A 20791-nucleotide genomic window follows, 5' to 3' on the forward strand; every position below is an offset into this window, starting at 1 on the left:
CCAGAGTGAAGTTAACTCCTGAGTTACCATACATGTTTACTCTGCAGGCTCTGTTTGGAGTCGCATAGTATGTCTGGTGGTTACAACACGACCAATGATGTTGACGTTGATCTTGGCAGGCTGTTTTCCAGCCTTGCCCGGAATTGGCTGAGCATTCTTTTGGTTTCTCTCATCCTGACGGGTTTGGCGCTGGCTTTCGCCTCTCTGTCCACGCCCCGCTACATGGGCGAGACGCGGTTGTTGATCGAAACTCGCGAATCCGTCTTCACCCGTCCTGATTCCGCCAATTCCGAGAGCAACAGCCCTGTGCTGGATGAAGAAGGTGTCACGAGCCAGGTCGAGGTAATCGCCTCGACAGATATTCTGAAGCAGGTCGCCCAGAAACTCGACCTCGCCAAGCTGCGTGAATTTGATCCGGCGGCTGACATGTCTGCGCTCGGCAGGTTGCTGGTGATGACAGGCCTCAAGGCAGACCCGAACGAAATACCGCCGGAAGAGCGCGTGCTGAAGGCATTCCGCGAAAAGCTCTCGGTCTACCGCGTGGAAAAGTCCCGCGTCATAGTCATCGAGGTTTCGTCAGAAGACCCCAAACTCGCGGCTGAAATTCCAAATGCGCTCGCCGATGCCTATCTGGCAGTTCAGCGCGATGTGAAGTCGCAATCCAACACCGACGCCACCGAATGGCTTGAGCCGGAAATCGTGGATTTGCGCAGCCGCGTGAAAGAAGCCGAGCAAAAGGTTGCGGCTTATCGTTCAAGCTCCGATCTCCTGATGGGCCAGAACAATTCAGTTCTTGCGACCCAGCAGATGTCGGAACTGTCGACCGAGCTCTCACGGGTGCGGGCGGGCCGTGCCAATGCGCAGGCCAACGCGCAAGGGGTGCGCGCAACCCTGCAGGGCGGCGGTTCGCTTGATGCCCTGCCGGAGGTGCTGTCCTCAGGCCTTATCCAACGGCTGCGTGAACGCCAGGTACAGCTGAAAGCCGACATCGCTGATCTGTCGACATCGCTGCTCAATGGCCATCCGCGCATTCGCGCGCTGAACTCGCAGCTTGCGGACCTCGACAAACAGATCCGTAACGAGGCTGAAAAGGTCATGCGGGGCCTTGAGACGGAAGCAAAAACGGCCCAGCTGCGCGAAAACCAACTCGTTGCCAGCCTCAACACGCTGAAAGCCGAAGCGTCGCGCGCCGGCGAAGAGGAGGTTGAACTACGGGCGCTTGAGCGCGAGGCTGCCTCGCAGCGCGACCTGCTGGAATCCTATCTCACCCGCTACCGCGAGGCATCCTCGCGGCGGGATCGTAACTACCTGCCAGTCGATGCCCGCATTTTTTCACGCGCCATTGTTCCCTCAGAACCTTATTTTCCCAAGACGTTGCCAATCGCCGGCGCTGCATTCGTTGCATCTTTGCTGATGATGGTCATCATCACACTTTTGCAGGAGCTGTTCAGCGGCCGCGCCATGCAGCCGGCAGCCGGAGCGCGGCCCGAGCCTATCGACGAGGTGGCCATGCCCGCCATCGCCGCGGATGCCGGTTACCCCGAGCCCTATATTGCGCAGCCCGTCCAAGCTACTGTTAGTGGACCCAGTGCCTATGTGCCCGAGCCCACGCCACCTCAGCAGCGCGAGAAACGTGAAATCCGTGCGTCGCATCTGGGTGAGGTGACCGTGGAAACCGCAGCAGAACGGCTGATAGCGGGCGGCGTCTCGCGGGCAATCTTCATATCCCCCGAAGGCGACGAGGCTGCGGCGACTGCCGTTCTTGTGGCCCGCGAAGTGGCCGATGCCGGCTTGCGCGTGCTGTTGCTGGACCTGACCTCAACGGGTGCTGCATCGCGCCCGATGCTCGAAAGCGGCGTGTTTCCCGGCATAACCAACCTGCTCGCCTCGGAAGCGCAGTTTTCAGACGTGATCCATACCGACGCTTATTCGGATTGCCACGTTATTCCCGTTGGCACCGCCGATCCGGAGCGCGCCATGCGGGCGATTGATCGCCTGCCCATCATCATGAACTCGCTTACCACGGCCTACGACGTCGTGGTGGTGGAATGTGGCCCGGCTGATGCCAAGGGCATCCGCCGCCTGGTTTCGGATGGAACAGAGATTCTCGTTAGTGTGATCGAGCCGAAGGATGATGCGGTTGCAGAAGCGGCAGCCGATCTCGCCGCCGGTGGCTATGATCGCCTGACGATGGTGTCACCGCTAGGCTACGAGCCGCCATTCCCGCCGGTCCCCGACCGCTCGGTCGCCTAAGGCTCATTCTTCGGCGACCGGGGCACTGCCCTGGCCGCGCCGTCGACGCAGTGCCTTTGCCAGGCGCCAGGCCAAAGGGCTGTTCTTGACAAACGACGTGATCCGGTTGCGTGCCCGCATCACGTGCGCCAAAAGCGCGCCACGGCGGGTCAGCGGTACCAGCACATCATACTGGATGATTTCCAGATCGCACCAGAGCCGCTTGTAGGGCTCATCGCCGACGGAAAAATCATAGACCGAAAGCCCTCCTTCGCAGGCCTCGCGGATGTTTTCAAAGAACAGGAAATCGCCTGGGCTGGTTGAGGCAAGCTCGTCGTCAGAAATAGAACCGAACTCGCAGACCAGCCTGTCACACGTGCGGCTTGAGCCGGTGATGGCACGGATCTGGCCATCCACCTCCAGCCCGTGCAGGACATAGGCAGGTGGGTTTTCTGCCAGTGCCTGCGCAAACAGGGCGCGGAAAAAGGACTGGACGTCCTGCCTGCCAAAAACATTGGCAATACCAAGCTTGCGAAACCGTTCATCTTTCATGACGAAGAACGCATCAAGCAGGGCATCGACGTCAGCCGGTGTTTTTGCCTCGACGCGGCGAAATCCGCCAGCCGCCTCGAACTTGCGCTGTTGCGACCGGTGTTTCTTCCGCTTTCTCTTGCCGCTGGTGCGGCTGAGCAACGCTTCAAATCCGCCTTCCAGACTGACCGCAAGCGCCAGGTTCGCGCTTGGTGCGTTTTGGAAGGCCAGCAACGGATTGGTGGCTGTGCCGCACGTTTCGGCCAGCCGCTCGAGCGCCAGCATGTCGATATCAGGACGTGCAGCGTGGATGGCAGCAAACAGCGCATCGAGTTCTGAAGGCGCGACAATGCCCGATAGCGGTGCAAAATTGCCATTGGCATGGCGCTCGCCCATGAACCGCGCCACCTTCAGCGGTCCAGACTTCACCACCTCAAGCGCCAGCGCGAAAACGGGTGCCTCGACCGGTCCAAGGGTGGCGACGATGAAGTCCGGCACAACATGCCGGGCCCAGGCGTCGATCCAGCCAAAATCTTGCGAGGGCGAAGCGGAGGATGCCGTGCAGGCATTGCGGTAAGCGACGAGCGCCGCATCTGGGTCCGTTCGCACATGCGCTGACCGCGCTCCGCTGGCCACGGACCGGCTCTGCCGGCCTGCTGCTGCCGCGTCCACCATCATAAAAATTCCATTGAGCGTATGCCCTGCGCGCGTCCCGACGTGCCGGAAGGATAGCGCAAAAATGTGAATGAATGTTTCGAACGCGGAGCAGCCGGGCAGCGCGCTGGCTAGGGTTTTATCTTGCGCGGGCGCGGCTCCAGGATCAGCCACTTGATGATGCCCATGGCGGGCAAGATCCAGAGAATGCCGCTGAACAGGAAGAATGCCAGATGCACAAGCGGGCCCGACTCGGCCAGCTGCCCAACGGCGATGATCGTGGCGACCAGCGCGTAGAGGATCACCAGCAGAACCAGAAGTACGGCTCCGATCAGTTTTTTCAGGCGAATGGGCATCGGCTTTCCTTTTGCCGCGTCCTACTGCCTGCGGGCGGCGGGCGCAACATGTGCGTAACCCAGGGTCGTCGCCGCGACGGCGTGTCGCGCGAGCCTTTGCCTTGCATCCAGCAGCCCTATGCTTCACTGATCCCGCCAAAAGGAGCCGTGACCAACCCATGTCGGCAACCCGTTTCACCTCTTCGCCCTCAGGCCTGCATGAACGCGACCGTCGCGCTGTCAGGCTTTGGCTCTACGCCGTGCTTCTGGTGCTGGTTACCATTGTGATGGTCGGCGGCGCCACCCGGATGACAGGTTCTGGCCTGTCGATCACCGAATGGAAGCCGATCCATGGTGTCGTCCCGCCGCTTAACGCGAGCGAATGGCAGGAAGAGTTTGATAAATACCGGCAGATTCCGCAATATCAGCAGATCAACAAGGGCATGGCGCTGGACGAATTCAAGCGCATCTTCTGGTGGGAATGGGCGCACCGCAATCTGGCGCGCGGCGTCGGGTTTTTGGTCGCCATCCCGCTGATTTTCTTCTGGGTGAGTGGCCGGCTTGAACGGCACATGAAACCGCGCCTGATCGGCCTGCTGGCGCTGGGCGGGCTGCAAGGTGCCATCGGCTGGTGGATGGTGGCGTCAGGGCTGGTCGATCGGGTATCCGTCAGCCAGTACCGGCTTGCCACGCATCTGACGCTTGCCTGCGTGATCATCATGGTAACCGTCTATCTGGCGCGCGCGCTGGCCCCGCACACGCAATATCGCGCCGACCGTTCAACCCAGCGCATTGCCGGGATTCTGGTGGCGATGGTGCTGGTGCAGATCTATCTCGGCGGGCTTGTTGCCGGCCTCCATGCGGGCCTGTCCTACAACACCTGGCCGCTGATGGACGGTGCGATCATCCCGGGCGATCTGTTCGCCATCGAGCCTGCATGGCGCAATCTGTTCGAAAACCCCAAAACCGTCCAGTTTATCCACCGCATGTTCGCCTATGCGCTGCTGGCGGCTGCACTTTGGCACGCGATCGCGGCTACCCGGTCAGAACCCGGCACCACGCATCAGCGCCGCGCCTGGCTGCTGTTCACGGCCATCCTCGCACAGGCTGGCATTGGCATTGCCACGCTTCTGGCGCAGGCGCACATTCATGCAGCCCTGCTTCATCAGTTCGTCGCTGTGATCGTGCTGATCCTCGCCACCGCCCACTGGCGCGGCACCAAAGGCGCCTATCCGCTGCCGGGCGAGGGCAGGGCATAAGCGCTTTTCTCGTTACCTTGAAGGTTGGGCACAGGAGCTGCGCGCAGCGATGCGAAGAGGCGCGGCAGAGAGTTCAGCCGCCGTGGCGTTTGCCCTCATTCGCAGTGGCGAGGGAAAGCACTTCCGCCTCAAAGCCCGAGCATCAGATCCATATTCTGAACAGCTGCACCGGACGCGCCCTTGCCGAGATTGTCATAGACGGCGACCAGCAGCGCCTGGGCGCGCTGATCGTTGGCAAACACATGCAGGCGCATGCGGTTGGTGCCGTTGTAGATCTCCGGATTGATTTCATCGGAGCGTTCTATCTCGGCAAGCGGCGCCACTTCGACGACGCCGCCGCCAAGACCGGCATAGTGATCGGCAATGGCTTCATGCATCTCAGCGCCGGTCGGCACGCGCGACAGATGGCCAAGCTGGAGTGGTACGACCGTAATCATGCCTTGCGCGAAATTACCCACGGCCGGCTGCATGATCGGGTCATGCCCGAGTTTTGCGTAGGCGCGAATTTCGGGCACATGCTTGTGCTTGAGGGATAGGCCGTAAGGCAAAAAGCCCGGTGCGGCAGAACCCTTTTCAACATAGTCTTCCATCATGGGCCGCCCGCCGCCCGAATAGCCGGAAATGCCATTCACAGTGACTGGATAATCCGCCGGCAAAAGCCCAGCCGTCACCAGCGGACGCAGCATGGCGATGGGTCCCTGCGGCCAGCAACCGGGATTGGCCACCCGTTTGGCCGCGCGCACGGCATCCATCTGCGCAGCATCAAGCTCGGGAAAACCATAAGTCCAGCCCTCGGCGACACGGTGTGCGGTCGACGCGTCGATGACGCGTGTGGTGTCGTTTTCGATCAGCGAAACGCTTTCCTTGGCCGCGTCGTCGGGCAGGCACAGGATCGCGATGTCGGCAGCGTTCAAAAATTCGGCCCGGGCATCGCGATCCTTGCGCTTATCGGCTGGCACCGAGATGACCTCCACATTGCGTCGGTCGGCCAACAGCGTCCGGATCTGCAGGCCGGTGGTGCCGTGTTCGCCGTCGATGAAGATTTTCGGTGCCATTGTCGTTCTCATTTTTTCTGTTTTCAAACAGGATGTTGGATCAGCTTTCTGAATCAGGTTGAAAGCTGGTTGAATCAATCTGTGAGCGCTGCCTGTCGTGCACGTCGTTCAGCCACGAGGCCGAGAAAATGCATCGCCACCGTGGCGCCGGCAATGGCCGTTATATCGGCATGGTCATAGGCTGGCGCAACCTCGACAATATCGGCTCCGACGATCTCGTTATTGCCAAGCTGGCGCAGTACCGACAGGATCTTTGCCGTCGACGGACCGCCGGAAACAGGCGTGCCGGTGCCAGGCGCAAAGGCCGGATCGAAACAGTCGATGTCAAAAGTCAGATAGGCTTTCTTGCCACCCGTACGCTCGGCAATTGCATAGGCGATATCGGCCGGGCGCATATCCTCGATGTCATGGCCATAGAGGATTTTTATGCCAAAGCTTTCCGGTGCATGAGTGCGGATGCCGATCTGGATCGAGCGGTCAGGATCAACTATCCCGTCGCGCACCGCACGCGCCACGAAGGAGCCGTGATCGATCCGCTTGCCATCATCAAACCAAGTGTCCTGATGCGCATCAAAATGAATCAGCGCCAGCGGCCCGTGCACCGCCGCATGTGCCTTCAAGAGTGGCCAGGTGACATAGTGATCGCCCCCCATCGACAGCAGGAACGCGCCCGATTCAAGAATTTTGGCCGCCTCGGCCTCGATCTTGGCCGGCGTGTCCTGATGGTTGCCGTAGTCGAGCAGGCAATCGCCATAATCGACAACGCGCATTGTCTCAAAGAGATCGCGGTCAAATGGATATTGCGGATCATTGTCAAAGATCGCCGAAGCGCGGCGGATCGCCTGCGGTCCAAACCGCGCGCCCGGCCGGTTTGAGACCGCGGCGTCGAAGGGAATGCCCCAGACAACCGCATCTGCCCCGGTCACATCCTTTGAATAGCGGCGACGCATGAAGGACAGCGCGCCGGCATAGGTGGGGTCCTCGGCAGCACCTTCGGCCGTGCTCGCCATAAAGGCGTTGTCGATCGAACTCGATGGCATGGGCGTCCCTCTCCGAATTTCAGAACGGCCCTTATTCGATATTCCGTGACGAAATGCGACCCTTTTCATCCGCTTTGAAGGGTGGCGTGCCCGCACAACAAAAAAGCGGACCCGAAGGCCCGCTTTTCCAACTCTGCATCTGCGAGGCTGAACCTCGCAAAGGATATTAGCGCTTCGAGAACTGGAACGAACGACGGGCTTTTGCCTTGCCGTACTTCTTACGTTCAACAACACGGCTATCGCGGGTCAGGAAGCCGCCCTTTTTGAGCACAGGGCGCAGGCCCGGCTCGTAATAGGTGAGCGCCTTGGAGATGCCGTGACGCACAGCACCTGCCTGGCCCGAAAGACCACCACCGACAACGGTGGCGACGATATCGAACTGGCCGCTGCGGTTGGTTGCAATGATCGGTTGGTTCAGGATCATCTGCAGGACGGGACGCGCGAAATAGGCCGCGAATTCCTTGTCGTTGACGATGATCTTGCCCGAACCGGGCTTAACCCAGACGCGGGCAATGGCGTTCTTGCGCTTGCCGGTGGCATAAGCGCGGCCCTGCTTGTCCAGCTTCTGGACGTGGACAGGAGGGGCAGCCTGCGTGGAGACAGCGGCAGTGCCCAGCTCTGCGAGCGAATTCAGCTCAGCCATGTCTAGCCTCTCTTCGTGTTTTTGGAGTTCATTGCAGCAACGTCCAGAACTTCCGGCTGCTGGGCAACGTGTGGGTGTTCGGTTCCAGCGTAGACGCGCAGGTTTTTCATCTGGCGACGGCCAAGCGGGCCGCGTGGAACCATGCGTTCAACGGCCTTTTCAACGACACGCTCAGGGAAACGACCCTCGAGAAGCTGGCGCGCAGTGCGCTGCTTGATGCCGCCGGGGTGGCCGGTGTGCCAGTAGTAGACTTTGTCGGTGAATTTCTTGCCGGTCAGCGCAATCTTGTCGGCGTTGATGACAATAACATTGTCGCCATCGTCGACATGCGGCGTGAAAGTGGCTTTGTGTTTGCCGCGAAGACGGTTGGCGACGATAGTGGCAAGACGACCAACGACGAGGTTCTCGGCGTCGATAATCACCCACTTCTTCACCACGTCCGCAGGCTTCTGCGAAAAGGTTTTCATGTTCATCTTCCAGTTGGACCTTGCCGGGCGAGCCCGCGCGAGGCGTTTCTTGTTGCTTGAATTGCCAAAAGTTTGACAAAAGTGAAACGGCAGCCTTTGCGGGGCCGCTGTTCTGTCGAGGCTTATAGGCGAGGGGAGGGGGAAGCGTCAAGCGGCTGGAAAGGCCGGATACTGAAAGAAAATAAACAAAAACAAATAGTTAGTGATGGGGTATTATTTTACCGCCGAGATGGGGGTGCTTTTTGGCGGTCGGGGTGCACTCTTCGCCGATGCGTTTCAGAAAACATCGTCGCGCGCCACCTTATCGCCGCGCCAGCGAATATGTCCCAGTCGCATAGGCCGCCGTCGCGCCGTCGGCGACAATATCCACTGCGAACACCATCAGGCTTTTGCCAAGCTTGAGGATGCGGCAATGGCCTTCGATCGGGCCAGCGGGGGCCTTGCGCATGAAATTGATGTCGAGATTGGTGGTTACCGAGAGCGGGTCCGGCCCAGCATGGGAAAGCGCCAGCACATAGCCGCCAATATCGGCTAGCGTAAACAGACAAGGGCCGGAAACCGTGCCGCCTGGGCGCAGATGGCGCTGGTCGGCGTCCAGCCGCACTAGGCAGGCGCCGGGCGAAATGTCGATGGCGCGATAGGCGGGCTTGCCATCATTGAGTTGCGGATAGGCGTCCGCGAGCAAGCGGTTCACCGCCTCCGCAGTCATCTGTGGTGTCAGTGCTTTTTGTCCCTGCATCGTTCCCCGTGATCCTCGTAGCATGTGTAGTGCCAGCATACAGAGCCACATTTCACCACTTTTCTTCAAGCGGCCACGTGTTACCTATGGATGGGTAACGCACCGCAAGTGCGATTAAGTTGTCGGAATTTGAGGTGGAGCAGATGACTGAAGTGGTGGCTTTGAAGCAAGTCGAGGGGGAGGGGCCGGTGCGCGTGGAGCAGCATGGCACGGTCCTGCGTTTGACGCTCGCCAATCCGCCCGCCAATGCGCTGTCTCTGGCAGTGATGGCCGCGCTGCAAGCCGATCTGGCCCGCGCCCACGGCGACAAATCGGTGCATGTCATCGTCATTGCGGCTGCGGGAAAACTGTTTTCTGCCGGCCATGATCTGAAAGAGATGACGCCGCACCGAAAAGACCCGGACCACGGCCGCGCCTTCTTTGAACAGACGATGGGCGCCTGCGCAGATCTAATGCAGGCCATCGTCAACCACCCCAAGCCCGTCATCGCCGAGGTCGACGGACTGGCGACCGCCGCCGGATGCCAGCTGGTCGCAAGCTGTGATCTGGCGATTGCCTCGCAAGAGGCGACGTTCTGCACACCGGGCGTCAACATCGGGCTGTTCTGCTCGACGCCGATGGTAGCGCTGTCGCGCAACATGTCGCGCAAGCATGCGATGGAAATGCTTCTGACCGGGGAAACCATCGATGCGTCATCAGCGCGCGAATTCGGGTTGATCAACCGCGTGGTGCCTCGCGAATATCTGAATCAGATTGTCATGAAATACGCGCAAACCATTGCATCCAAATCGCCTTTGACGCTGAAGATCGGCAAGGAGGCGTTTTACAAACAGGCCGAAAAGGGACTGGCAGAAGCCTATGACTACGCGTCACGGGTGATGGTACAAAACATGCTGGCGCGCGACGCCGAAGAAGGCATCGGCGCCTTCCTTGAAAAGCGCGAACCCGACTGGACGGCAGAGTGATTGGCATGAACCACGAGACCTATGACAATTCCTACATCGCCAGCATTCTCAATTCAGTGAAAACCATCGCTATCGTCGGCGCCTCGGCCAACGATGTGCGACCGAGCTTCTTTGTCACGAAATATATGATCGACAAGGGGTTTGAGGTCTATCCTGTCAATCCGGGCCACGCCGGCAAGGAGATTCTTGGCCGCATGACGTATGCCAGCCTGGCCGACATTCCTGTCCCCATTGATATGGTCGACGTCTTCCGCGCCTCGGCCGCCGTGCCAGCAATCGTGGATGAGGTGCTGGCGCTCGATCCGCTACCCAAAGTGATCTGGACGCAACTCACCGTCCGCCACGACGAAGCCGCAGCGAAGGCAGAGGCGACCGGGATCAAAGTAGTGATGAACCGCTGTCCAAAGATCGAATATGCAAGGCTGGCTGGTGAGATTGGCTGGAACGGCATAAACTCGCGCGTGCTGTCGTCAAAAAAACCGACCATGCGGGCGGGATTTCAGAGCTTTGGCATCCGCCAGAAGTAGATTTTTCTCTCAAGGCAGAATTTTCGCGGAAATGGGCCGGGCAAAGATCGCTCATTGAGTAAAATCTTCTTTGCATTCCCGTTCTGCTTTGTCCAAGAATGCGCCCGAAACATTTGATCGGGAGGAGAAAAAAATGGGCGAACGCGAACCGGGTTTTAACACACTGGCAATTCATGCGGGCGCGCGCCCTGATCCGGCCACGGGTGCACGCACCACCCCGATCTACCAGACCACCGCCTATGTGTTTGATGATGCCGACCATGCTGCTTCCCTGTTCGGGCTGAAAGCCTTCGGCAACATCTACACCCGCATCATGAACCCCACCCAGGCGGTGCTGGAAGAGCGCGTTGCAGCCCTTGAAGGTGGCACGGCGGCTGTTGCCACCTCATCGGGTCACGGCGCGCAGTTTCTGGTGTTCCATACGCTGATGCAGTCGGGCGACAATTTCGTGTCAGCCAGAAAACTCTATGGCGGCTCGATCAACCAGTTCGGCCACGCCTTCAAGAACTTTGGCTGGGAAGTGCGTTGGGGCGATGTCAACGATCCGGCCAGCTTCGAGGCGCAGATCGACGACCGGACGAAGGCAATCTTCATCGAGAGCCTGGCCAATCCGGGCGGTGAGTTCGTTGATATCGAGGCGATATCCGCTGTCGCTCAAAAGCACGGCCTGCCGCTGATCGTCGACAACACGCTGGCCAGCCCCTATCTGCTGCGCCCCTTCGAACATGGTGCCGATGTCATCGTCCATTCGCTGACCAAATTCATCGGCGGTCATGGCAATTCCATGGGCGGCATCGTCGTGGATGGCGGCACATTCGACTGGTCGAAATCGGGCAAATACCCCATGCTGTCGGAGCCGCGCCCCGAATATGGCGGCATGGTGCTGCATGAAACTTTCGGCAACTTCGCTTTCGCCATTGCCTGCCGCGTTCTCGGCCTGCGCGATTTCGGCCCTTCAATCTCGCCCTTTAACGCTTTCCTGATCCTGACAGGCCTCGAAACCCTGCCGTTGCGCATGCAGCGCCACTGCGACAATGCGCTGAAAGTGGCCGAATGGTTGTCCACCCATGACAAGGTCGCGTGGGTGTCGTATCCGGGCTTGAAATCGGACAAGCACCACGCCTTGCAACAGAGATATTCCCCGCTAGGCGCTGGCTCTGTGTTCACCTTCGGCCTCAAAGGCGGCTATGAGGCCGGCATCACGTTGGTCGAGGGCGTCGAACTGTTCTCGCATCTGGCAAATCTGGGCGACACCAAATCGCTGGTCATCCACCCGGCCTCCACCACCCACCGCCAACTCAGCGACGAGCAGAAGACGGCGGCAGGTGCGGGCGTAGACGTCATCCGCATTTCGGTCGGCATTGAAAGTGTGGAAGACATTATTGCCGACCTCGACCAGGCACTGGCGAAGGGCTGACCAGAAAATGGCCAGTCTGTATCTCGCCATCGATACCACCGGACGCGAAGGTGAGCCGGGCAGCCCTGCTGAGGGACGCCTGATTTCAGGTGACCCAAAATTCCTCACCTGGAATATCGAGGAGGCCGAAGGCGGCCTCTATGCCGGCATCTGGGAATCGACGCCCGGCAAATGGCGCATCGAATATGACGAATGGGAATTCTGCCACATTCTCACCGGCGTCTCTATCATCAGCGAAGACAGCGGCGAGGCGATAACCGTGGAAGCCGGCGATAGCTTTGTGCTGAAACCCGGCTTCAAGGGAAGCTGGGAAGTGGTGGAGACTACGCGCAAGGAATATGTTTTGCGGGTGTGAAGACTAGACCGTCACCACCAGCCGCTCCAGCCCATGAAAGTGAAAGCTGTCGCGGAACTTCGGTGGCTGGCTGACCGCAATCTGCGGGCAGCGTTCAAACAGCACCTTTAGCGCCACCTGCAATTCCAGCCGTGCCAGCGGTGCGCCGATGCAGAAATGGATGCCGGCGCCAAACGAGACGTTTTTCTGGTCGGTTCGGGCGGGGTCGAATGTGTCTGGGTTTGCGAACGCGCGCGGATCGCGGTTGGCCATGCCGAGAAGCAGCCCAACACTCTGGCCCGGTTCGATGGTAATCCCGCCCATCTCTACGGGCTCATAGGCATAGCGCGTGAACATGTGGAGCGGTGCTGCAAAGCGCAGGCATTCCTCCACCGTCGCCGCCGTGTGTTCCGGCGTGGCGAAGAAGCGGCGTGGGTCGCCGCCGGCGGCCAGAATGGCCCGAACGCCATTGCCGATCTGGTGTACGGTCGCCTCGTGGCCGGCATTGAGAAGCAGAATGGCCGAGGACACCATCTCGTCTTCACTGAGCTTGCTGTCGCGGTCGCGCGCGGCGATCAAAAGGCTGAGAAGATCATCGCCTGGTTGGTCCCGACGCCTTTGCGCGTAGTCTCGCAGAAAGGCACAAAACTCGGCGGCGGCCAGATTGGCGCGGTCCTCGTCAGCGCGGGTGCGGCCATGCGTGTACATGGACACCATCGCATGCGACCAGTCGAGCAGCCTGGGCCCCATCTCCGCCGGCACGCCGAGCATTTCTGAAATGATGGTGATCGGCAGCGGCGTGGCAAAGGACGCCAGAAGTTCTGTGCTGCCACCCGGCTCGAAACAATCGATCAATTCATGCGCCAGTGCTTCAACACGTGGACGCAGCCGCTCTACCTGGCGCGAGACAAACGCTCGCGTCACCAGCGTTCTGAGCCGCGTGTGCAGCGGCGGTTCGAGCTCCAGCAGCGAATGCGCCTCTACAGCGTCAAATGCGGCAAGGTGAGCGCGATCATCTCCCGCGCCACGGCTGTCTGGTATGCCTTCCGAGTTCTGCCGGCCAAAACGGCGGTCTCGCAACAGCCGGTTCACATCGTCAAACCCGCCAAAGCACCAGAGGCCAAACTCTTCCCAGAAGAATGGGGTCACCTGCCCATGCAGGAAGGCGTAGGCGGGGTAGGTATCGTTGTAGAAAGCAGGCGCGTGCGGGTCGAGCCGCAGCTGGCGTGTCTCGGGGGCGAACTGGAGAAATGGCAGGTGGGAATCCATGCGCCCAACCTGCCCAAATTTTACACACTGATCCAGCAGCCCCGATCAAATAAATTTAGGCGGCGCGGAGTGTCCGCCTGCGATCCTATCCGCAATGACGCTGGATCTGCACGCGCTTCCAGCCGCGGCTTTCACCTTCGACCATGACACGGCGCGATACGGTGCGGTAGCTGGGTGGTGTGTTGATGACATGGCGGACTTCGGGCTGGATCAGCACCCGCTGAGCCTCGTAGCCAATCTGAGCAGGAATGACGACGCGCCGCTGACGCGCGGGCTGAACGATCACCCGCTCCGCCACCTGCCCATAGCGCGGCTTGTGCCAGACCTTGCATAGCACGCGCTTGCCCTTGATGACGCGCCACTCCCAGCCATAGCCACCTGCGCTGACCTGGACGGTGCGCATGCGTGTCTCTGTAATGGCAGGGATGATCTCATAGCTTTCGCGCGCCGGTGAAATCACGATCTGGCGCTGGCGAGTGCCGTAGATCGGCGGTGAATAGTCGATGCGACTTCCGCCCGGGCTCACCATGACATTCTCATGGACCGTGTCGTAGACGGCGGGGCGATAGGTCGGCTCGTAGCATTCCACCGCTCGACCGCCAGCAGCAACAGGTGCGGCGGTCAACAATGCGATCAGGCTTATGAGAGACACACTGGATTTCTTGAACATGACGACATCCTCAACGCGTGCACACTCCGTCCCGTCGATAACCTAGCGAAAGCTTTGCCTCAGGGAAACGCTTTCTGGCGGGTTCGTTAACGGAAGCGTTAACCGACGATTGCGCGCATGGCCTTGCACAAGGGCAAGTGCGCATCCTATTTAGAGAAAACCTGTAAAAACCCGATTCTGCCCTTCCGGCGTTGGAATCCAATCCTGACAAAGGCCGCTCAATGACCAACCCCATCGAAAGAACCATGAATCTTGTGCCGATGGTGGTCGAACAGACCAATCGCGGCGAGCGCGCCTACGATATCTTTTCGCGGCTGTTGAAAGAGCGCATCATCTTCATCACCGGTCCGGTGGAGGATGGCATGGCGACGCTGGTCTGCGCGCAGCTGCTTTTCCTTGAGGCGGAAAACCCCAAGAAGGAAATCTCGCTCTACATCAATTCGCCAGGCGGCGTGGTGACCAGCGGCATGGCCATCTATGACACCATGCAGTTCATCAAGCCGCCAGTGGCAACATTGTGCGTTGGCCAGGCGGCCTCGATGGGCTCGCTTCTGCTTTGCGCCGGTCACAAGGACATGCGCTTTGCAACACCGAATGCCCGCATCATGGTGCACCAGCCATCAGGCGGCTTCCAGGGTCAGGCCTCCGACATCGAGCGTCATGCACAGGATATCATCAAGCTTAAGCGTCGCCTCAACGAGGTCTACGTTAAGCACACTGGCAAGCCCTATGAAGAGATCGAAAAGACGCTTGACCGCGATCACTTCATGACTTCCGACGAAGCCAAGGATTTCGGCCTTATCGACAAGGTCATCACTTCGCGCGAGGCCATGGAGACCGTTCCGGCGAGCTGACGGGACGCGCAGCAGCAGACCGGAGGTCGCATTTCGGCCAATTCAGCGGCAATTCCGTCACATTTAGGTGTTCCCACCGCTAGACGGGTATCTTACGTTAAGCCTCTGTTGAGCTTCGACGGCTTAGCTTTTGCTGTGGCAGGTGCGAATCCGCGCATTTCTGGCAGGGCGACGTGGGAATACGCTCTTCTGAAGCCGAACTGGGGTTGGCGTGTGCACCTTCCCGCCATAGATTGAAACTCTAGCTGCTTCGCGTCACCCCGCGAGCAGCACGAGAAAAGGACTGAAAGATGAGCAAGGTCAGCGGCAGCGGTGGCGATTCCAAGAATACGCTTTACTGCTCGTTTTGCGGCAAGAGCCAGCATGAAGTGCGCAAGCTGATCGCCGGTCCAACGGTTTTCATCTGCGACGAATGCGTCGAACTGTGCATGGACATCATCCGCGAAGAGAACAAGACTTCGATGGTGAAGTCGCGCGAGGGTGTGCCGACGCCGCAGGAAATTCTGAAAGTTCTGGATGATTATGTGATCGGCCAGCCCTACGCCAAGCGCGTTTTGTCGGTCGCCGTCCACAACCACTACAAGCGCCTGGCGCATGCCAGCAAGAACAACGATGTTGAGCTGGCGAAGTCGAACATTCTATTGATCGGCCCGACCGGCTGCGGCAAGACGCTTTTGGCCCAGACACTGGCGCGCATCATCGACGTGCCTTTCACCATGGCCGATGCCACGACGCTCACCGAGGCCGGCTACGTTGGTGAAGATGTCGAGAACATCATTCTCAAGCTTTTGCAGTCAGCTGATTACAATGTTGAGCGCGCCCAGCGCGGCATCGTGTACATCGATGAGATCGACAAGATTTCGCGCAAGTCGGACAACCCGTCGATCACCCGGGACGTGTCGGGAGAGGGCGTCCAGCAAGCGCTGCTTAAGATCATGGAAGGAACGGTCGCTTCTGTGCCTCCGCAGGGCGGCAGAAAACACCCTCAGCAGGAATTCCTGCAGGTGGATACGGCCAACATCCTGTTCATCTGCGGCGGTGCCTTTGCCGGTCTGGACAAGATCATCTCGGATCGCGGCCGCAAGACCTCGATCGGCTTTGGCGCCACGGTTTCCTCGCCGGAAGACCGTCGCAGCGGCGAGGTGTTCCGCCTCGTCGAGCCGGAAGATCTGTTGAAGTTTGGTCTGATCCCCGAGTTCGTTGGCCGTCTGCCGGTTCTGGCGACGCTGGAAGATCTGGACGAGCCTGCGCTGATCCAGATTCTGACCGAACCGAAGAACGCGCTCGTCAAGCAGTACCAGCGCCTGTTCGAGATGGAAAATGTCGAGCTGACCTTCCACGAAAACGCCATGTCGGCCATCGCCAAGCGCGCCATCGAGCGTAAGACCGGTGCCCGCGGCCTGCGTTCCATCATGGAAGCCATTTTGCTCGACACCATGTTCGAGCTGCCGGCGCTGGAAGGCGTTCAGGAAGTTGTGATCTCGGAAGAAGTGGTTTCTGGCTCCGCCCGTCCGCTTTATATCTACGCCGAGAAGGAAAAGGGCTCTGTGAGCGCCTAATAGGGTATTGCGTGAGGGCAGCAGCTTGCCAAAAGCCTGCTGCCTTCCGGTTCCGCGCACTATGTGCCTGTGTGCTCCACCAACGTTGCCCTTGATCTTTTCCCCGACCGACGCCAACTAAGATCATAAGGTTGGGGCGATATCCGTGCTTGATACTGCCGTTGATTTGAACGGTAAGTAGGCGGAATGGCTCGCAGCCGGTATGATGAGATTCGCTGGCTGGCTCGTTGAGCAGACCGGCATGAAAGGTAAGGCAATGGCCAAAAGTACCCGGTCCTCCAAAGACGGCGTGTTCGCAGTCCTCCCGCTGCGTGACATTGTTGTGTTTCCTCACATGATCGTGCCGCTATTTGTTGGCCGCGAAAAGTCGATTCGAGCGCTGGAAGACGTCATGGGCGCGGAAAAGCAGATCCTGCTCGCCACCCAGATGAATGCTGCCGACGATGATCCGGCCTCCGACGCCATCTTTGATGTCGGCACGCTGGCCAATGTTCTGCAGTTGCTAAAGCTGCCAGACGGCACCGTAAAGGTGCTTGTCGAAGGCACGGCGCGCGCAAAGATTACTGAGTTCACCGACCGGGAAGACTTCCACGAAGCGAAGGCTGCGCTTCTGCCGGAGCCTACTGACGAAGAGGTCGAGGTTGAGGCGCTGGCCCGCTCGGTGGTGGCCGATTTTGAAAATTATGTGAAGCTGAACAAGAAGATTTCGCCTGAAGTCGTCGGCGCCGCGAGCCAGATTGAGGACTATTCGAAACTGGCCGATACGGTGGCTTCCCATCTCGCGATCAAGATCCCTGAAAAGCAGGAAATGCTCGCCACGCTTTCGGTCAAGGAGCGGCTGGAAAAGGCCATGGGCTTCATGGAAGCCGAAATCTCCGTCCTTCAGGTCGAAAAGCGCATCCGCTCGCGTGTAAAACGCCAGATGGAGAAGACCCAGCGCGAATATTACCTGAACGAGCAGATGAAGGCGATCCAGAAGGAGCTTGGCGAGGGCGAGGACGGCCGCGACGAGGCCGCCGAACTGGAAGCGCGCATCAAGAAGACAAAACTCTCCAAGGAAGCCCGCGAAAAAGCGGACGCGGAACTGAAAAAACTACGCACCATGTCGCCGATGTCGGCGGAATCAACTGTCGTGCGCAATTATCTCGACTGGTTGCTGTCGATCCCATGGGGCAAAAACACCAAGGTGAAGCAGGATCTGGATTTTGCCCAGAACGTGCTCGACACCGACCATTACGGCCTCGACAAGGTGAAAGACCGCATTGTCGAATATCTCGCCGTACAAAGTCGCCAGAAAAAGCTGAAAGGCCCGATCCTGTGCCTCGTTGGCCCTCCCGGCGTAGGCAAGACCTCGCTTGGCAAGTCGATTGCCAAGGCGACGGGCCGCGAATTCGTGCGCATGGCGCTGGGCGGCGTGCGAGACGAAGCCGAGATCCGTGGCCACCGCCGCACCTATATCGGTTCGATGCCTGGCAAGGTCATCCAATCGATGAAGAAGGCCAAGAAATCCAACCCGCTCTTCTTGCTCGATGAGATCGACAAGATGGGCCAGGATTTCCGTGGCGACCCATCCTCGGCCCTGCTTGAAGTGCTCGATCCCGAGCAGAACTCCAGCTTCATGGACCACTATCTGGAAGTCGAATACGATCTATCCAGTGTCATGTTCGTTACCACCGCCAATACCCTGAACATCCCGCCGGCGCTGATGGACCGGATGGAGATCATCCGTATTGCCGGCTACACCGAAGATGAGAAGGTGGAGATTGCCAAGCGACATCTTCTGCCCAAGGCGATCCGCGACCATGCGCTCCAGCCGAAGGAGTTTTCGGTATCCGACGAGGCGCTGCGCGGTGTGATCCAGAACTATACCCGCGAAGCCGGTGTGCGCAGCCTCGAGCGCGAGCTGATGAAGCTTGGGCGCAAGGCTGTCACCGAAATCCTGCGCACCAAGGTCAAGGCTGTGCACATCACGCAAGACAATCTGGCCGACTATCTCGGTGTATGGCGCTTCCGCTATGGCCAGATCGAGGCAGACGACCAGGTTGGCGTCGTGACGGGACTTGCTTGGACGGAAGTGGGCGGCGAGTTGCTGACCATCGAAGGCGTCATGATGCCCGGCAAGGGCCGCATGACGGTGACCGGCAACCTGAAAGACGTGATGAAGGAATCGATCTCGGCTGCAGCATCCTATGTACGCTCTCGAGCCATTGATTTCGGCATCGAGCCGCCCATCTTCGACCGCCGTGACATCCACGTGCATGTACCTGAAGGCGCAACGCCGAAGGACGGCCCGTCAGCAGGCGTCGGCATGGTTACGGCCATCGTCTCGGTGATGACCGGCATCCCGGTGAAAGCCGATGTTGCGATGACCGGTGAGATCACGCTGCGGGGTAGGGTGCTGCCAATTGGCGGCCTAAAGGAAAAGCTTCTGGCAGCGCTCCGTGGTGGCATCAAGAAGGTGTTGATACCCGAGGAGAACGCCAAGGACCTGGCGGAAATTCCTGACAACGTGAAAAGCGGGATGGAAATCATTCCGGTCAGCCGCGTCGGGGAGGTGCTGCGGCACGCATTGGTGCGCATGCCCGAGGCTATCGAATGGGTTGAGCCGGCGCCATCAGCAACATCGAAGACTGACGTTGCTGATGATCCCACGCTGGGCACATTCGCTCACTAGCGTGCCAGAGCGGCGATACATCGGGGAAACCGGGCCATCGCGCCCGGTTTTTCTGTGAAAAAGCCCGGGATTCCGCCTTTTTTTAGTGGTTTTGCATGCAAGTCGGCTTGGTTCGCGGAACAACTCTTTCTAGAGTTCGTTTCCTGCCGGACGAGTCGTTGGACCGGTACTTCACATGGAAGGAATTTTTTATGAACAAGAACGAACTTGCAACCGCCGTCGCGGAACAGGCCAAAATTTCCAAGGCCGATGCGCAGGCTGCAGTTGACGCGGTATTTTCTGCGATCACCGCCGAGTTGAAGAATGGTGGCGACGTTCGCCTCGTTGGCTTTGGTAATTTCTCGGTTTCCCAGCGCGCCGCCACCACCGGCCGCAACCCGCAGACGGGTGCTGAAGTAAAGATCCCCGCCCGCACCGTGCCAAAATTCTCGGCCGGCAAGGGCCTCAAGGAAGCCGTCAACTAAGACGAACCTCAATTTCTTTCATGAAAAAGCCGGGCCCATAGCCCGGCTTTTTTTGTGTTTCAAACCGCCCGCAAGATGGCGGTGAAATCAAATGTGTTGCGTGGCGTCTGGTTGATTTCGACCACCTCGAAACGGGCCTGTCCGGTTGCGGTCAAACCTTCGATGACAGCCCGGAACGTCTCCGGCGTGAATTGCCAGCGATGGACATCGACGTAACCGCCCTCTGCTGCATTGTATTCGTCAATAGCCGACTGAACTCGGGCAGCGGTACTCATCGCCCAGCCATCATGCTGATGAACTCCATTCCAATGCTGATGAGGATCATTGTGAGTGGTGAGAGCGCGGTGCTCGATGACCTTGTGGAGTGGATGCACGGTCTCACCCTTGGCGGCGAGCACTTCCCCAAGTGTCACTTCAGGAAGGAAATGGTCAAAACAGTAGCGCTTGTCCGGGACCACCAGATAATATTTACCGCCGGGTTCCAACAGTGCATGAACCTGCGCCAGATGGTGGATCAGGTCCGGTTGATGCTCGATGCAGTGCGAACTCACCACCGCCGAAAACCGACCCTCTACCACCGACAGATCGCCAATGGGTGAGACAAAATTGATCTCGGGTATAGTCGCGGTGTCATAGCCTATTCCTACAGCCCGCTTCCGGAGCTGGTCGGTCGTCATCACATCGAAGTAAGAAACATTGCCGCCACGAACCATCGGATTGTTGAAAGGCCCGATCTCAAGAACAGAGCTCTCAGTTTCACCAAGTGAGGCAAAATTGGCCTTGTTGGCAAAGAATGTCTCGAAAATATGGGGAGGTGGCGCTGGTAGCTCCGGCGATGTGAGCGCCTTGGAGGGTGGAAAGAAAATAGACTTCAAGCTCGAGATGTTCATCACAATTGTTCCCCTGCCCAACTCTTATATCCCATGAACTCGACTAGGCAACTCTATGGCGAGTGACAGTTACGCAAAAGAATCGGCTGCGAGGATGCCACGCCTGATCAGCCTTGCGGTCGAATCCCGGACAGTCGCCTTCAGAACCGAATTGGCCCATTAAGGTAGTCGAGATCCTACGAACGCTTCAAGAGTCCTACCTTCTGGGTGAAC

20 protein-coding genes are annotated in these 20791 nt (G+C 59.0%); 10 read left to right on the plus strand and 10 right to left on the minus strand.

Going from position 1 to position 20791, the window contains the following annotated elements; all coding sequences use genetic code 11:
- The first annotated feature begins 69 nt into the window (after positions 1-69).
- Positions 70-2253 carry a GumC family protein gene (locus GA830_RS12325; protein ID WP_195162141.1) on the plus strand — a complete coding sequence of 728 codons (2184 nt, stop codon included), beginning with the start codon at positions 70-72 and terminating at the stop codon, positions 2251-2253.
- A gap of 3 nt (positions 2254-2256) precedes the next feature.
- On the opposite strand, the gene GA830_RS12330 is transcribed toward GA830_RS12325, so the two are convergent.
- Together GA830_RS12330 and GA830_RS12335 are read right to left on the minus strand one after the other, a co-directional pair.
- Positions 2257-3441, minus strand: a complete 1185-nt coding sequence (locus tag GA830_RS12330) for a GNAT family N-acetyltransferase (RefSeq protein ID WP_258045422.1) — start codon at positions 3439-3441, stop codon at positions 2257-2259.
- A 107-nt stretch (positions 3442-3548) separates the two neighbouring features.
- A complete protein-coding gene (locus tag GA830_RS12335) occupies positions 3549-3773 on the minus strand; it encodes a DUF2842 domain-containing protein (protein ID WP_195162142.1) in 225 nt (74 codons plus the stop codon).
- Positions 3774-3931: 158 nt separating this feature from the next.
- On the opposite strand from GA830_RS12335, the gene GA830_RS12340 reads away from it, so the two are divergent.
- Entirely contained in the window at positions 3932-5011 is a 1080-nt protein-coding gene (locus GA830_RS12340; protein ID WP_195162143.1) for a COX15/CtaA family protein, read from the plus strand.
- Between the two features lie 128 nt (positions 5012-5139).
- On the opposite strand, the gene argC is transcribed toward GA830_RS12340, so the two are convergent.
- The 5 genes from argC to GA830_RS12365 all read right to left on the minus strand — a co-directional run bounded on the left by argC (position 5140) and on the right by GA830_RS12365 (position 8955).
- A complete protein-coding gene (gene argC / locus GA830_RS12345) occupies positions 5140-6066 on the minus strand; it encodes an N-acetyl-gamma-glutamyl-phosphate reductase (RefSeq protein WP_195162144.1) in 927 nt (308 codons plus the stop codon).
- 74 nt (positions 6067-6140) lie between these two features.
- The gene (gene speB, locus GA830_RS12350; protein WP_195162145.1) at positions 6141-7106 is read right to left on the minus strand and encodes an agmatinase; all 966 of its coding nucleotides are present in this window, start codon (positions 7104-7106) and stop codon (positions 6141-6143) included.
- A 166-nt stretch (positions 7107-7272) separates the two neighbouring features.
- Entirely contained in the window at positions 7273-7749 is a 477-nt protein-coding gene (rpsI, locus tag GA830_RS12355; protein WP_195162146.1) for a 30S ribosomal protein S9, read from the minus strand.
- Between the two features lie 2 nt (positions 7750-7751).
- Positions 7752-8216 carry a 50S ribosomal protein L13 gene (gene rplM / locus GA830_RS12360; protein ID WP_195162147.1) on the minus strand — a complete coding sequence of 155 codons (465 nt, stop codon included), beginning with the start codon at positions 8214-8216 and terminating at the stop codon, positions 7752-7754.
- 301 nt (positions 8217-8517) lie between these two features.
- Positions 8518-8955 carry a PaaI family thioesterase gene (locus tag GA830_RS12365; RefSeq protein ID WP_195162148.1) on the minus strand — a complete coding sequence of 146 codons (438 nt, stop codon included), beginning with the start codon at positions 8953-8955 and terminating at the stop codon, positions 8518-8520.
- 143 nt (positions 8956-9098) lie between these two features.
- Between GA830_RS12365 and GA830_RS12370 the strand changes: the two genes are divergently transcribed.
- From GA830_RS12370 to GA830_RS12385, 4 genes are all read left to right on the plus strand, one after another.
- Positions 9099-9920, plus strand: coding sequence for an enoyl-CoA hydratase (locus GA830_RS12370; protein WP_195162149.1), 822 nt, complete (start codon positions 9099-9101; stop codon positions 9918-9920).
- 5 nt (positions 9921-9925) lie between these two features.
- Positions 9926-10447, plus strand: coding sequence for a CoA-binding protein (locus GA830_RS12375; protein ID WP_195162150.1), 522 nt, complete (start codon positions 9926-9928; stop codon positions 10445-10447).
- Positions 10448-10580: 133 nt separating this feature from the next.
- Positions 10581-11864, plus strand: a complete 1284-nt coding sequence (locus GA830_RS12380; protein WP_195162151.1) for an O-acetylhomoserine aminocarboxypropyltransferase — start codon at positions 10581-10583, stop codon at positions 11862-11864.
- A gap of 7 nt (positions 11865-11871) precedes the next feature.
- Complete coding sequence (locus tag GA830_RS12385; protein WP_195162152.1) at positions 11872-12219, plus strand: cupin domain-containing protein; 348 nt, start codon at positions 11872-11874, stop codon at positions 12217-12219.
- 3 nt (positions 12220-12222) lie between these two features.
- Here GA830_RS12385 and GA830_RS12390 read toward each other — a convergent pair whose 3' ends face one another.
- Together GA830_RS12390 and GA830_RS12395 are read right to left on the minus strand one after the other, a co-directional pair.
- Complete coding sequence (locus tag GA830_RS12390) at positions 12223-13467, minus strand: cytochrome P450 (protein WP_195162153.1); 1245 nt, start codon at positions 13465-13467, stop codon at positions 12223-12225.
- 85 nt (positions 13468-13552) lie between these two features.
- Positions 13553-14137, minus strand: coding sequence for a hypothetical protein (locus tag GA830_RS12395; RefSeq protein ID WP_195162154.1), 585 nt, complete (start codon positions 14135-14137; stop codon positions 13553-13555).
- A gap of 221 nt (positions 14138-14358) precedes the next feature.
- On the opposite strand from GA830_RS12395, the gene GA830_RS12400 reads away from it, so the two are divergent.
- The 4 genes from GA830_RS12400 (at position 14359) to GA830_RS12415 (ending at position 19688) form a co-directional block, all read left to right on the plus strand.
- Complete coding sequence (locus tag GA830_RS12400; RefSeq protein WP_195162155.1) at positions 14359-14991, plus strand: ATP-dependent Clp protease proteolytic subunit; 633 nt, start codon at positions 14359-14361, stop codon at positions 14989-14991.
- A gap of 290 nt (positions 14992-15281) precedes the next feature.
- Positions 15282-16550, plus strand: a complete 1269-nt coding sequence (clpX, locus tag GA830_RS12405; RefSeq protein ID WP_195162156.1) for an ATP-dependent Clp protease ATP-binding subunit ClpX — start codon at positions 15282-15284, stop codon at positions 16548-16550.
- A gap of 256 nt (positions 16551-16806) precedes the next feature.
- Complete coding sequence (lon, locus tag GA830_RS12410) at positions 16807-19224, plus strand: endopeptidase La (RefSeq protein ID WP_195164931.1); 2418 nt, start codon at positions 16807-16809, stop codon at positions 19222-19224.
- Positions 19225-19415: 191 nt separating this feature from the next.
- Positions 19416-19688 carry an HU family DNA-binding protein gene (locus tag GA830_RS12415; protein WP_195162157.1) on the plus strand — a complete coding sequence of 91 codons (273 nt, stop codon included), beginning with the start codon at positions 19416-19418 and terminating at the stop codon, positions 19686-19688.
- Between the two features lie 59 nt (positions 19689-19747).
- Here the strand turns inward: GA830_RS12415 and GA830_RS12420 are convergent, their stop codons facing one another.
- Entirely contained in the window at positions 19748-20578 is an 831-nt protein-coding gene (locus tag GA830_RS12420) for a methyltransferase domain-containing protein (RefSeq protein WP_195162158.1), read from the minus strand.
- Positions 20579-20791: the final 213 nt, after the last annotated feature.

It is taken from the genome of Mesorhizobium sp. NBSH29 (assembly GCF_015500055.1).
Taxonomy (GTDB): Bacteria; Pseudomonadota; Alphaproteobacteria; order Rhizobiales; family Rhizobiaceae; genus Neomesorhizobium.